We start from the raw sequence: 12,748 nt of genomic DNA on the forward strand, positions 1-12,748 counted from the left end.
GGGCGGCGGGGAAGAGGCTAGCGCCGGGTATATCTGGCCCGCATCGACGGGCAAGGAAACGTTCGGGAAGAACCCTCAGTGGGCGCGGGAGGCGGGACGCTGTCGGAAGATCAGGATGCAAGCGGCCATGGCGGCCACGAGGACGAGCGAGGCGGAATACCGGCTCAAGTCCAATCCGCCTTTGGCCAGAGGCTTGTCGAGGAAATCCCCGACCACGGCTCCCAAGGGTCGCGTGAGCACGAAGGCGATCCAGAACAGGACCGTCCGGGAGAACCCGGTGAAGGCATAGGCGGCGGCGACCAGGGCCAGGGCGCCGCCAAAGAGGAAAGCGCTTCCCGCATAACCGAGGCCCGCGCTATCCGCGGTCCAATCCCCCAGGGCCGTGCCTAAGGTTTGCGAAAAAAGGATGGTGATCCAATAGAACGCTTCGGATTTAGGCCCGGAAACCGAGGCGATGGAGACCGAACCCAGGCTGAAGCGCCAGGTCGCCAGGGACGCGAGCAACAGCGCCAGCAGAAGCGTAGATCCCCCGGCGTATCCGATTCCCAGGGATCGATCGGCATAGTCGGCGAGGGTGGTGCCCACCGTGGTGGTGGCGATGATGGTGAGCCAGTACAGCCAAGGATGGAAGCGGCGGGCGGCGATTTGACCCGCGACGGCGATCACGAATACGACCGCGAAGATGGCCGTACCCGCCAGGTAACCCAGATTCATGGTCATGGTCACCGCGTCGCCGCCGGTTTCGCCCAGGGTGGTCGCGAGGATCTTCAGGGTCCAGAAGAGCAGGGTGGCTTCGGGGACCTTGGCGGAATGGTCCGCGTCTTCGGATGATCGGGTCGGGGGCATGGGGTCAAGGTAACTATTCGGCCGGGCCCATCAATATGCGCGGGAGAGATGCCTTGGGACCGCGGGCCGGAAGCCCCAGGGCATCGAACCAGGGCCCGAGGGGCGATGGACGCAGGCGCGGGACGAAACGGGAGGCCGGGCGCCGTAAGGAAAGCGTCCCCGCACCGATGTCGCCCACGCCGGTCCGGAGCGCATTGCCTCGCGCCATGGGCCAATCCGGCCGGGCATCGCCGGCGCTCGCGACCGTCCAGATCTGCACTCCTCCCAACCCGCCGCCTACCACGTCCTTCAGGCTGATCAGGATGTCGAGCTTATCATCGCCGTCCACGTCCGCGAGGGCGGGGGAAGCCATGGCCCCGCGCTTGTCCAAGGTGACCGTGCGTTGCAGGCGCCCCTGGTTATCCAGGATGATCAGATGCGATACGCCTTGATCCACGCTATAGGTGGTGAGGACGACTTCCGCAACGCCGTCCCCGTTGAGATCCCCGATGACGGGCTCCGATGCCATGATCCAGGGTTCGCCTTGCACGTCGTACGTATAGGTCCAGAGCAGCGTTCCGTCCGGAGAGAAGGCGCGGAGATGCCCGTCGTTGCTTGCCGCCACGATTTCGGGGCGCGCGTCCCCGGCGAGGTTCCCGATGGCCGGCGCCGGCGCCGTCTCCACGACATTGTTGTAATAACCCGTAAAGATGGGCGCATCCGAACACAATGGCTTTTCGAAGCCTTTGGCCCGGGTCATATCGACGTGCAGAGCCCAGAGGCAATTGCCCAGGGCCGCCGTATCCCCGGCTTTGCGGTGGGAGGAGTAAAGGATGACTTCGGGCTTGCCATCGCCATCGAGGTCGGCGAAGGAGGGCGGGGAATAGGTGAATTCGTCGCGATCGTTCCCGTCAGCGCCCCAGCCCTGCTGGGCCAGCTTTAAGTCGTGGAACATGGGGACGCTGGAGGCCCAGGGCCCCGCGAACCCGTTCTCCGCCGGCGCCGGTTTCCCGTCCGCTTCCATGATCCCGAGGTAAGATGCGTCATAAGTGGACACGACTTCGGGCTTTCCATCGCCGTCCAGATCCGCGATGCCGAGATTCTGGTTATAGCCGCCGTATTGATTGCACTGGTCGCAATCCTTGGCTTGGGGCCAACCGGGAAGGGCGCTGCCATCGAGCTTCCAGGCCATGGTCGCAGGTCCCGCGCCCGATTTCACGGCCACGATTTCGAGGGTGTCGTCGCCATCGAGATCGGCAGCGGCCAGGGAGCGGATTTCACTGGCCGGGCCCGGGAAGGTTTGCGGCCATCCGGGGAGGACCCGGCCCGCCTCATCGTATACCGCCACCTTGTTGTCGTAAGCCACGGCGATGCGGCCCTTGCCCTTGGGCGCGAAAGCCCCAACCACGGGTCCCGCGTACTGGCGCGCGGACCCGTGCACTTCCTCCTGGACGCCGTTCTGTCCCACGGCTGCGCGCCAGGCGATTTCGCCCTTGGCGTTCCACACGTAGAGCACGCTATGGCGCGCGGCGATGATCTCCATCGCGCCGTCGCCGTCGAGATCATAGGCCACCGGCGAGCCGAACCAGCTTTCGTCCCAACTGGCGGGAAGGGTGGTTTTCAAGACGGGAAGGGATACGGCTTCGGCCTGGGCGGCTTCCGGAAGGACAAGGGGCGATGCCAAGGCGCAAACCACGGACAAGACCGCCGGCGCCGTCAGATGCGGAAAGGTTGGGCGCATAGTCCGAAATTAGGGTCCTATCCGGAAGAGGGAAAGGATTTTCAATCCACCTGCACCGTGAACCACGGGATCCCCAGGGCCCCGTTCCGCAGCCATACGCTTACGCTGTCCCCTCGTTGGGCCTGAGCATACGCGCTCTCGCTTACGGTGACATCTTTGGGAACGCTGCGGGGGCCCCATGGGGAAAGCTTCAGGTAGTAGGTAGTGGTTTTCCCATGGGAGGCCCACTTTTCCTCGACTTCGGCGCGGTACTTTTTCGCCCGTGCATGATCTTCCAGGCAATTATACGAGATGGTCGCGCCATAGCCGTAAGCGGCGGCCAGGATAATGGGAAAAAGCGCGTTGCGGGGCTTGCGCCGAATCTCCGGGAAGCGGAGGAGCAGGGAGGCGAAAAGCAATCCGGAGACGATCGTGAAAGGCGTCCAGAACCGATCCCAGGCCAAGATGTCCCGGTCGATAAAGGCCCTTAAGGCAAGGCCTATGGCGGCCAGGGTGACGACAGGGGACAGGATGGGATAGGCGCCTTTGGGAGGTCCGTTGAATCGGACCAGGTCGGGGAACATTGATGCCGTGGCGAAGGCGGCGAAAGGCAGGCTGATGAGGATCCAAATGACGACTTCATAAGGCGATGGATAGAAGAAGGCCCACAGCAAGGCGACGGTGCCGGCGCCGTTCACCAGCCTCGTGAGGCGCATGGCGAAACGGTATTTTCGCCCGCGCGTCTCCGCGTCGCCGCCCAGCGATTCGTCCGCCAGGATCTTCCGCAGATCGGCTTCCCTTTCCTCCGCGTCCAAGTCCCGGAAGTTCCCGCGGGCCCAGGCCTGGAATTCCTTGCTGCGGGGCATCATCAGGTTGATCTTGATCTTCTTGCCGCCCGGATCTTTCGGGAGGAAGACCAGGGTGCGGGAGTTTTTCGTCTGGATGGTGCGGATGCCCGCGATCGCTTCGAGCCGCATCTCGCGGGAACCGAATGCGCCTTTCCGTACCAACCGATCGGAACATACTTCGATGCGGTATCGAAAGGTGGAAACCAAGCCGGCGGATACGAGCAGAGCGACGGCCAGGCAGCTCACGCATATGATGGCGCGCTGGGTCCAGCTATGGAAATCCCCGCCGACGAGGCCATATACCGCGAAGCCGAGCGCGCCAAGGGCCAGGAGAGCGAGGATGGTTCCCAAGCCCATCCGGTAGGCTTTCGAGGTCCCGTACACCTCCGGCGTCCGGATGGCTAGGTCCTTGGTCGATGCATCATTTGCGGCCATGGGGTTTCCTTTCTGATCCTGCCAAAAGGCGATTCAAGCCGGAAGGATGCGGCCCTCGGAGTAGAGTACCGTCCTTCCGCCGATAAAGACCCTGGGGCCGGCGAGCCGGACCCGCAATGAGCCGCCGCGAGCGGAGACCTGGCGTGCCTGCATCTCCGTCTTACCCAGGCGCGGGGCCCAATAAGGCGCCAAAATGCAATGGGCCGACCCCGTAACCGGATCCTCGTCGATGCCGAACTTCGGGGCGAAGAAACGGGAAACGAAATCAACGCTGTCGCCCGGGGCGGTCAGGATCAATCCTCGCAAATCGATATGCCGCAATCCCTCCATGCGTGGCGATGCGGCCCGCACTTCGGCTTCGGAAGCCATAGCGACCAGATAATCATCGGCGCGGAAGCAGGGCAGATCGGAACGCCCCAGGGCTTCGGCCACCTCGGGCGGCATAGGGCAGGGAAGGGGCGCTTGCGCGGGGAAATCCATCTCATACCCGCCGTCGCGGCGCTCAACCGTGAGCGTTCCGCTCAGGGTATGGAACTCCACGCGTGTCCCGGGGAATCCCATCCTTTCGAATACCACGAATGCCGAGGCGAGGGTGGCGTGGCCGCAAAGTTCGACTTCCGCCACGGGCGTGAACCAGCGAAGATGGTATCCGCCGGAGTCGGGCACCAGGAAAGCGGTTTCGGAAAGGTTGTGTTCGGCGGCCATCTTCTGCATGACCGCATCCGGAAGCCAGGCTTCCAAGGGGCAAACGGCGGCGGGATTGCCCTGGAACCGCGCGTCGGCGAAGGCGTCCACGGTGAACAACGGGATGGGGCCGCGCTGGGTCAGGTTCTCGTTCACCGCCATAAGGCCTCCTTGGTTTCAAAACATAAATCCTTGACTAGATTTCCCGACCGACCCCATCCGGAAGGCCCGATCCATGACCACGCAATCTTGCCCCTGCGGCTCGCAGAAACCGTTTTCCGAATGCTGCGGCCCCGCGCTTTCCGGCGCCGTCGCGCCGGCCACTCCCGAGGCCCTGATGCGGGCGCGCTACACGGCTTTCGCGACGCACGACGTCGATTACATCTACAATACCATCGCGCCTTCGCGCCGCAAGGAGTTCGATCGGCAAGGCATAGAGGATTGGTCCCGCAAATCGGAATGGCTGAGCCTGGAGATAGTAAGGACGGAAAAGGGCGGTCCCGGGGACGATACCGGAACGGTCGAATTCACGGCCAGGTACAAGGATAAAGGCGAGGAACAGCGGCATGATGAGTTGGCCACCTTCGTGAAAATAGACGGCCGCTGGTATTTCGAGGACGGGACGACACCGGCGGTGAAAACCGTGCGCAACGAAGCGCCGAAGGTGGGCCGCAACGACGCCTGCCCTTGCGGGAGCGGGAAGAAATTCAAGAAGTGCCACGGAGCCTGATGCCGGGGCCGGTCAGGAGTATTTCCTCTCCAGTTCGGTAAAGAAGGCCTTGGAGAGTTTAAGGAAGTCCCCCTCCGTCAATCCGATCGCGTCCCCGTTCTTCAACCCCAAGACGGATTTCTCCGCGGGCAGCTTCAATCCGGAGACGGCGGATGTGGGCCAATCCGGTTTTTTCTCCACCTGCACCTTTCCATCGTTGAGCAAGAGCGAATTGCAAAGCACGCGTACCTCGTTGAGGGGGTTGCCATCCTTGCCTTCGGCCCCCGATAGGCGGTGCACGAACATGTAGTCGAGCAAGAGGGTTTGATCGTTGAAAAAGCGCTTCTCGAATTCGGGATCCGGGGGCTTCCCGGCTTGCTTGCGCCATGCCTTAACGTTGGCGTCCACGCGTTTCTTGCACGCGGCGATATAGTCCTTGGGGTACGTCTTCATTCCGAGCATGCGGCCTCCGCGCCGGTTCACCGGCTTGGAGGGGAAAAATAACCATGATTGCTTGACCCCGGCACGGGCCACCCTTTACCATCCGGGCGGACCCGTTCCGCGAGGCAGCTATGCGATCTGGAATCAAGTGGGCTACGGTTGGCGCGGCCTTGCTGTTCGGGGCCGGATGCTTCGATTCGGGATCCTCCGGAAGCGGAGAAGCCCGGGGCGGCCGCATCCAACTCGAGCCTAGCGTGAATGGCGCCGAGCATTCCCTGGCGCGCGTCGCTCCCAGCGGGGCCGACGGGGTGAAAAGCTTCCAGGTGGCGATCGCGGACATTTCCATCGCCAAGGATTTGACCACCAGCGGGAGCGGTTGGTCGAACATCTCGGGCGCGCTGTCCCTCTTCAGCCAGCACGATATGGGCGATCATAACGCCATCGATTCCACCCTGGCCCGCGATCCGGCCTGGCGTTCGCATTTCATCGACTTCTGCGATCCCGCCAGCATCGCCAGGATGGCTTCCAGCCAACCCTTCACCGTCCGCGATACCGGCGCCTACAACTGGGTGGTCGTGAATTGGGCTCCATTCTTCCGGGTCCGGTCCGCCATCCCGCTCCCCGGCGGGGATACGGCCTATACCCATGACGGCTACATCGAGCGGCATAGCTATCCCAACAGCACCCGCGACGACAATTTCTATTACATCACCCGGCCCTCGACCTCGTTGCTGCAAGGCCCCGCCGAGGATGCCGTGGTCCGCAAGAACAACGGCGGCACCTGGTTCCGCTTCCTGCGGCCCCTCCATCTGACCGAGGCCGATCTGGATAGTACCACCACCATCGCCGACACCACGGGCCGGGACTCGCTGGGCCATCCCACCATCCGGTACCTTCCGTCGGGCCGCTGGAACGTGCTTCTCGTCTTCAACCCCCAGGATCTGCTTTTCGCCGGGGCCGGGGATAGCAGTAACTCCAGCGTTACGCCCGACCTGCTCTCCTCCGATTCCTCCGCTTACATCCGGGTTCCCTTCCTGAAAGCGACCGCGGTACCCTACCGGGAGGGCGAGGACGTCATGCGCGAGACTTACGAGTTCGCCGTGGCCATCGATCAAGCCTGGGCCCGCGGGACCTACGGCATGCGCCTGGAGTTGTACCTCATCGGGGACAACGTGGTGGCCGCCAACGTCAACGCCTATCCGACCGACGGCGCCTTGGCCCCGCCCGAGGTTCCCGTCATTTTCTTCGCCGAGGGCAATGCCGACGGTAGCTTGAGCCTGCAAGGCTACGATCATGCCGCCATCTTCGACGGCTTCGCGCGTAAGACGTCGGTGGGCGAAACGGGGACGGTGCCGTGGAACCCGGGCGGAGTGGCCGACACGGCGCCGCAGACCTTGACCTACCACTTAAGCGAAATCAAGAAGATGAACTGAGGGCGCGGGGACCGCGCCGCGGAAAAGCGGCCCGCGTCCCCTAAGCCGTCCCGCTGTGCTATTTTTCGTCCTCATAACAGCGAGGACGTATGCCCGAAGAACCCGAAGTCCCTACCGAACACCTCCACGAATCCCTGGAAGAACATGCCCGCGAATCCCGCGAGGCGTGGATCTCCAAGGTCGCCCTGAGCGCGGCCATCCTGGCCGTGCTGGCGGCCATCGCCTCCATGCTCGCGGGCCACCATGCCAACGAGGCCTTGATCGTGCAATTGAAAGCATCCGATCAGTGGGGTTATTACCAAAGCAAGGGCATCAAGGCGGGAGTGCTGAATTCCAAGGTCGATCTATTCAACGCCTTGGGCAAGGCCGCCAATCCGGAAGACGGCAAGAAGCTGGAGGAATACAAGCAGGAGCAAACCGAGATCAAGGAAAAGGCGGAAGACCTGGAGAAGGAGGCGGCCGCGCATTTGCGGGTCCATACCACGCAGTCGCGCGCCGTAACCTGCTTCCAGATCGGCATCGCCTTATCCGCGATTTCCGTCCTGACCCGAAAAAAGGCCCTGTGGTTCGGAAGTATTCTGCTGGGCTTGGCCGGAATCGGATTCCTGATCGTGTCTTCCCTGGCCTGATGCCGCGCGCCGAGGGGGTTGATTTCGCGCTTCGCGGAAACATATTTAGACGGACATTATCTTGATCACGTCCGGTTTCCGCGAGGTGATGCATGCATCGCACCCCGCCATTATTCGCGTTCTGCTTATCCTGCCTTCTCCCGGCTAGGCTCCTCGCCGCGGATCCTTCGCCTTTCAAATTAAGCGTTCTGCATGCGGGAGATAACGGCGCCTTCGCGGCCGCCGACATCGATGGGGACGGTCGCGCCGATATCGTGGTGGCCCGAGAGCCCCAAGCCCTCCGGTGGATGTCCTATCCGGCCTTGCAATCCCATACCATAGAGGCCGCGGGCAATCTCTGGATGGAGATCCAGGCGGCGGACGTGGATGGGGACGGCGATATCGACGTGCTGGCCCGGGACATGGGAGATTCCACCGTGTATTGGTGGGAGAACCCGGGTAAGGCGGAGGTGCTGACCGCGACGGGCTGGAAGCGCCATCGAATCGGCCGATGGGGCGGCGGCTTCCCGCATGACTTTAAGGTTGGCGACCTGGACGGCGATCATCGCGTGGACGCGGTACTGCGCCCGAAAGCCGGTAGCGCATTCACGATCTTCCATCAGGATGCGCCGGATGCCTGGTCCACGCGGATTTTGGAGATGGCCTTCGGCGCGGGCGAAGGCACCGCGTTGGGCGACATCGACGGTGATGGCGATCTGGACATCACCGACGGGCTGGTGTGGCTGGAAACCCCGGCCGATCCGATGCGGGACGCCTGGCCGCGGCATGTCTTCAACGCCGAATATGGATGCTCCATGACCCGGGTCGTCATTGCGGATCTCGATGGCGACGGCAGCAACGATATCGTGGTGGGCCCGTCGGATACCTCCATGCCCATGCCCGTGGTCTGGTTCGCATCCGCCCATCCCCGGGCGGGCCCATGGACATCGCGTTTGATCATGCCCGCGGATCGGGCCCAATGGTTGCACTCCCTCCAAGTCGGGGACCTCGATCACGACGGTTATCCCGACGTGGTCACCGGGACCGATCACCATGGTTCGAAGGAGATGCTGATCTTCCGGAACGCCGACCGCGGCAAGGGGGACGCTTGGTCCGAAACGGCCTGGCCCACCGCCGACGGCGTATGGCAGGCGGTGTTGGCCGACGTCAATGGCGATGGTTATCCGGACATCCTGAGCGCGGACGATGCCAACGATGCGCAGCAGGAACTGTGGCTGAATCCGGCCGTATGGGGGGATGCCGTGCGGTCGCCCCGGAGGCAATTAGTCCAACCGCTCATGCAGGGCATGCGTCCACGTCCTGGCGGGGGGGAGGAATGGTTCTGGGCCCGGGGGCGGGCTTTCGGAGCCGAAGGACGCAGGCGGCGCTAGAAGCGGTTCCATCAATGGACCACTTCCGGGCCGCCCGGCTCTCGCGCCGCTACTTCCTTAGCATCCGCTCGCCTTCCGCGCGCAATCGTTCTTCCTGTTCCCTCAATTCCGGGGTCAGGGCCGGGCCGAAATCATCGGCGCTCATAACCTGACGCAGTTCCAGGATGGACTCCTCGCCGGGCATGGGATCCGGGCAACGCCGGGCCCACTCCACGGCCTCTTCCATGGACTTCACCTGCCACATCCAGAAACCGGCCACCAGTTCCTTGGTTTCCGCGAAAGGCCCGTCGACCACGGTGCGTTTGCCGGTGCCCATCACCATGCGTTTGCCCTTGGAAGAGGGGTGCAATCCTTCGCCCGCGAGCATGATGCCGGCCTTCACCAGTTCTTCGTTGTATTTGCCCATCTCAGTGAGCAGCTTGATATCGGGCATGACGCCGTTTTCGGAATTCTTGCTGGCTTTGACGAGGACGATGACTTTCATTTTCGACTCCTTGTTGCCGGGGGCGGAACTGCCTTTTCCCGGGCCTCTCCTGATACGGCGATCGGGAAAGCCCGGAATCGACACGTCACCGGATTTTTTTTTCGATCTTCCGAATTTGGAAAACGCGGGCCGGGGCGGCTCGGTCCGGCCCGGAAAATCGGCCCTACCGGAATTATAAATCCCCGCTCAGGCCAGCGCGAATCCGCCCAGCCCATCCGGCGGGGGAGGCCATAAAGGCTTGAGCCAATCATGTCGGGCGATTTCGACCGAGGCGGGCCCATAAGTGAACATGCGGGCCCCGGCTCGGCATTGGCCGCGAATCCGATCCAACACCGCTTCCAGCATGGGCCCCCGGAACGGGGTATACAGGAACAGCGCGCTCGCATCGGAGTAGTCGGCGTCGCGGGCATCGACCCTCTGAAAGCGGACCGCGGGGAGGCCGAATGCGGCGGCCAGGTCGCGCGCGTATCCGACGTAGGCGGGCTCGCGTTCGATGCCGATGGCGCGGGCCCCCGTCAAAAGATGGACCGTCAACGGGACCTGTCCCAGGCCGGAGCCGATATCGTAGAAGGTATCCGAAGGCGCTAAGGCCGATTTTTCGATCAGCTCCAGCAGAATGCGGACCGGGGTATTCTGGAGTTGAACCATACCAGGCTCAAGGGGATGGACGGGCGCGGGGATGGGCTCCGCCAACAGGAGGCCGGATAGGAAGGCGTCGCGCGCGTCGTATCCCGGGCTAATGCGGATGCCTTCGAAGGCGCGGCTCGGGAGATAGGTTGCCAGCATTCCCCGGAAGGCCGCGCCCGGATCGCGGGCTTCCCGCAAGGCGAGACGCAAGCCCTGGAAAAGGGAATCATCGAGGGCCTCCCAACGGGCCAAAAGGGACTCCGCCCGCCGACGGAGATCGGCGAGATCACCGATGGCATTCGGCTCTTCCGCAACTTCCAGGCCGCCGGCCGCTTCAGCCTCTCCAACCGCTTCCGGCGCGGAGCCCAGGCTTGCGAGCGGAAGGGATACTCCCAGTTCCAACTCATCCATCGCTTCCGATCGGGCCAGGAATTCCGCTGCCTCGCCCGCGGTGGGGTTTTCTTCCAAGGCCGAAAGGCGCGCGCGGAGGGCTGCCAATGCGACCGCGACGGACGTAGCGTCCATATCCGCGCTAGCGCCATTAGCTCCCGCATCGATTCCGGCTTCCATCCCGGCCCTAATGTAGTTCGGGCGGTAACATGCGTGGTAACACTGGCGCAGGAGGCGACGCGTGCGCGGCCGCCGTATCCTGGCCCGAGGCGCGGGTAATCCAGGCCAAGGCTTGCGCGCGAATGGCGGCCGTATCCTGGTTCAGATCCACCGGGGACGGGCCGCCCAGGAGGCGGGCCAATCCCTGGTCGGCGTAATAGCGCACCAAGGGACGCGGATCGGTCAGCACCTCGGCCATGTCCCCGGCCCAATCCTTACGGCCAAGCGTTCCAGCCAGGTAGGCGGCCACCGCCTGCTCATGGGGCTTCCCCAGGCGCAAGGTCGCTTGCAGGGCATTGGCGTCGAGATCGCCGTACAGGCCGCGCAGGCGAGCGCGATCGTAGCGATGCCCCCACCAAGCCTCCAGGGTGTCCACCAGGGACGCCACGCTGCGATCGCCATGACAGAGCGCGCATTCCAAGGGCCGATCGCCTTCCACCTTGGCGGGTTCATCGGGCGAGCCGATGCGATGGTAGCGGGAAAGCCGAAGGTCCAGGGACATGTTCTTGCGGGGCATATGGCAGTTCATGCATAGGCCGCCCGGCCCTTGCGGATCGTGGCGGGAGTGGGCGCGCAAGGCGGCCGGTTCGCGGAAGGCGCCATGGCATTTCAGGCAGATCGCGTTTCCGGCGGGGCCTTCCAGGCGCGCGAATTCCCCGCCGCGATCATGCGAATGCGGATCGTGGCAGGCATTGCAGGCGATGCGGCAATTCCCCAACAACATATCGCGGGCTTCCCCGGAATTGATATGCGCTCCCCCGGCCGGGAGATCCGAACGCCGCTTGCCTTCCCAAGTCCAAGGATATCCCGAGTACAGCACCTGGTGGCAACGCGCGCATGCCCGGATGACCTGCTCGTCATGGGCCTTGGAGGGATCGATGCCGGCGCGTTGGAGTTGCGCCTGGGGTCGCAGGAATGGGGCGACCGGCGCGAAGGAAGGCCGCACGGCGGGATCGCGGATATGTTCGGCGCAGCCGCCATGGCAGGACTCGCATCCGATCCCCAGTTCGACCAGGTCGCCCTCGCCGAAATGATCGCGGGTGGCCGCGATGGTCTTGCGTACCCACGCCGAAGTCGAAGCCACAGGCGCGGGAAGCGATGCATGCAGGTATCGGATCTCCGATTCCAAGGCGGCGCGCAGGCCCGCGGAATCGGAGACGGCCGGCGCCGCGCGCTTCCCGGGGGGCAGGGAAAGGTCGAGGATCTGGCCCTGATAGCCCGTGCCTCCCGGCCCGGCCCAGGCGCCCAGCGCGGTCGAAAGGTAAGGCACGGTATTGTGGCAGAAGATGCAGGTGGCGCGCCATTCGGGCCCCGCCTTGAGTCCCGGGCGTTCGGGGACCATCACCGAATAGCCCTTATACCGGAAGGCGCCCGTCGCGTACACGTAGGAAACCGGCAGGATCTGTTCGGTGATCGAATCGCCGTCGGCTTCCACGCCGGCGAAGTCCTCGCGATGATGGCCTCCGATCACCTTGGTGACCCGGTATACGCGTTCAGGCTTGCCCGGAGCGCCGATGCGCATCCAACGATGGCCCTCGCGCATCTCCAGGGAAACGGAACCATCCTTGAAGCGGAAAGAGCGATCGAAAGGGGCCAGGATGCGCGCGGTGTCCGCCCGGCGCGTCATGTTATGCATCGGCGCGGACATGTAGGCGGCGTACTCGGCGGGATGGCAGGAGGCGCAGGCGGCCGAGCCCACGTAATCGGCGCGCGTGACATTGCTCCGTACGATCCGTTCCCGCGCCGCGGGCGGTGGCACGGGCCGGATGCAGCCCGCGATCAGGAACAAGCCGAGCCAGGCGGAGCGCGATGGGGATCCGAATGGGATCATGCCGGCTTAACTCCCGTATCCGGAATCCCGGGGACGTCGGAGGGAAATTACTCGCACCCCGGACCGGCGCCAAACCGCGGATGGAAAATCCCCACGGGAAAAT

12 protein-coding genes are annotated in these 12,748 nt (G+C 63.8%); 4 read left to right on the top strand and 8 right to left on the bottom strand.

Features of this window, described 5'->3' with window-relative positions:
- Window positions 1-75: 75 nt before the first annotated feature.
- Genes JF616_01900 through JF616_01915 form a run of 4 tightly spaced genes read right to left on the bottom strand, consistent with a single transcriptional unit; the run spans window position 76 to window position 4,674 of the window.
- The gene (locus JF616_01900; GenBank protein ID MBW8886484.1) at window positions 76-846 is read right to left on the bottom strand and encodes a hypothetical protein; all 771 of its coding nucleotides are present in this window, start codon (window positions 844-846) and stop codon (window positions 76-78) included.
- A 13-nt stretch (window positions 847-859) separates the two neighbouring features.
- Complete coding sequence (locus JF616_01905; GenBank protein MBW8886485.1) at window positions 860-2,566, bottom strand: VCBS repeat-containing protein; 1,707 nt, start codon at window positions 2,564-2,566, stop codon at window positions 860-862.
- A 41-nt stretch (window positions 2,567-2,607) separates the two neighbouring features.
- A complete protein-coding gene (locus JF616_01910) occupies window positions 2,608-3,828 on the bottom strand; it encodes a hypothetical protein (GenBank protein MBW8886486.1) in 1,221 nt (406 codons plus the stop codon).
- A gap of 33 nt (window positions 3,829-3,861) precedes the next feature.
- Window positions 3,862-4,674 carry a PhzF family phenazine biosynthesis protein gene (locus JF616_01915; protein MBW8886487.1) on the bottom strand — a complete coding sequence of 271 codons (813 nt, stop codon included), beginning with the start codon at window positions 4,672-4,674 and terminating at the stop codon, window positions 3,862-3,864.
- Window positions 4,675-4,747: 73 nt separating this feature from the next.
- Between JF616_01915 and JF616_01920 the strand changes: the two genes are divergently transcribed.
- A complete protein-coding gene (locus JF616_01920) occupies window positions 4,748-5,242 on the top strand; it encodes a YchJ family protein (GenBank protein ID MBW8886488.1) in 495 nt (164 codons plus the stop codon).
- 12 nt (window positions 5,243-5,254) lie between these two features.
- Here JF616_01920 and JF616_01925 read toward each other — a convergent pair whose 3' ends face one another.
- A complete protein-coding gene (locus tag JF616_01925; GenBank protein ID MBW8886489.1) occupies window positions 5,255-5,683 on the bottom strand; it encodes a hypothetical protein in 429 nt (142 codons plus the stop codon).
- Between the two features lie 110 nt (window positions 5,684-5,793).
- On the opposite strand from JF616_01925, the gene JF616_01930 reads away from it, so the two are divergent.
- The 3 genes from JF616_01930 to JF616_01940 all read left to right on the top strand — a co-directional run bounded on the left by JF616_01930 (window position 5,794) and on the right by JF616_01940 (window position 9,094).
- The gene (locus tag JF616_01930; protein ID MBW8886490.1) at window positions 5,794-7,095 is read left to right on the top strand and encodes a hypothetical protein; all 1,302 of its coding nucleotides are present in this window, start codon (window positions 5,794-5,796) and stop codon (window positions 7,093-7,095) included.
- Between the two features lie 89 nt (window positions 7,096-7,184).
- Window positions 7,185-7,724 carry a DUF4337 domain-containing protein gene (locus JF616_01935; GenBank protein MBW8886491.1) on the top strand — a complete coding sequence of 180 codons (540 nt, stop codon included), beginning with the start codon at window positions 7,185-7,187 and terminating at the stop codon, window positions 7,722-7,724.
- Window positions 7,725-7,816: 92 nt separating this feature from the next.
- Entirely contained in the window at window positions 7,817-9,094 is a 1,278-nt protein-coding gene (locus JF616_01940) for a VCBS repeat-containing protein (GenBank protein MBW8886492.1), read from the top strand.
- Window positions 9,095-9,143: 49 nt separating this feature from the next.
- On the opposite strand, the gene JF616_01945 is transcribed toward JF616_01940, so the two are convergent.
- The 3 genes from JF616_01945 to JF616_01955 form a co-directional block, all read right to left on the bottom strand.
- Complete coding sequence (locus JF616_01945; GenBank protein ID MBW8886493.1) at window positions 9,144-9,578, bottom strand: YciI family protein; 435 nt, start codon at window positions 9,576-9,578, stop codon at window positions 9,144-9,146.
- Window positions 9,579-9,764: 186 nt separating this feature from the next.
- Entirely contained in the window at window positions 9,765-10,730 is a 966-nt protein-coding gene (locus JF616_01950; protein MBW8886494.1) for a hypothetical protein, read from the bottom strand.
- 52 nt (window positions 10,731-10,782) lie between these two features.
- Window positions 10,783-12,645: a hypothetical protein gene (locus tag JF616_01955; GenBank protein ID MBW8886495.1), complete on the bottom strand. Its 1,863-nt coding sequence runs from the start codon at window positions 12,643-12,645 to the stop codon at window positions 10,783-10,785.
- Window positions 12,646-12,748 lie beyond the last annotated feature (103 nt).

This window comes from Fibrobacterota bacterium, from assembly GCA_019509785.1.
Lineage (GTDB): Bacteria > Fibrobacterota > Fibrobacteria > UBA11236 > UBA11236 > Chersky-265.

Excerpts from the sequence above, each read along its gene's own strand:
- JF616_01900 (MBW8886484.1), bottom strand. The coding sequence starts at position 846 with ATGCCCCCGACCCGATCATCCGAAGACGCGGACCATTCCGCCAAGGTC.
- JF616_01905 (MBW8886485.1), bottom strand. The coding sequence starts at position 2,566 with ATGCGCCCAACCTTTCCGCATCTGACGGCGCCGGCGGTCTTGTCCGTG.
- JF616_01910 (MBW8886486.1), bottom strand. The coding sequence starts at position 3,828 with ATGGCCGCAAATGATGCATCGACCAAGGACCTAGCCATCCGGACGCCG.
- JF616_01915 (MBW8886487.1), bottom strand. The coding sequence starts at position 4,674 with ATGGCGGTGAACGAGAACCTGACCCAGCGCGGCCCCATCCCGTTGTTC.
- JF616_01920 (MBW8886488.1), top strand. The coding sequence starts at position 4,748 with ATGACCACGCAATCTTGCCCCTGCGGCTCGCAGAAACCGTTTTCCGAA.
- JF616_01925 (MBW8886489.1), bottom strand. The coding sequence starts at position 5,683 with ATGCTCGGAATGAAGACGTACCCCAAGGACTATATCGCCGCGTGCAAG.
- JF616_01930 (MBW8886490.1), top strand. The coding sequence starts at position 5,794 with ATGCGATCTGGAATCAAGTGGGCTACGGTTGGCGCGGCCTTGCTGTTC.
- JF616_01935 (MBW8886491.1), top strand. The coding sequence starts at position 7,185 with ATGCCCGAAGAACCCGAAGTCCCTACCGAACACCTCCACGAATCCCTG.
- JF616_01940 (MBW8886492.1), top strand. The coding sequence starts at position 7,817 with ATGCATCGCACCCCGCCATTATTCGCGTTCTGCTTATCCTGCCTTCTC.
- JF616_01945 (MBW8886493.1), bottom strand. The coding sequence starts at position 9,578 with ATGAAAGTCATCGTCCTCGTCAAAGCCAGCAAGAATTCCGAAAACGGC.
- JF616_01950 (MBW8886494.1), bottom strand. The coding sequence starts at position 10,730 with ATGGACGCTACGTCCGTCGCGGTCGCATTGGCAGCCCTCCGCGCGCGC.
- JF616_01955 (MBW8886495.1), bottom strand. The coding sequence starts at position 12,645 with ATGATCCCATTCGGATCCCCATCGCGCTCCGCCTGGCTCGGCTTGTTC.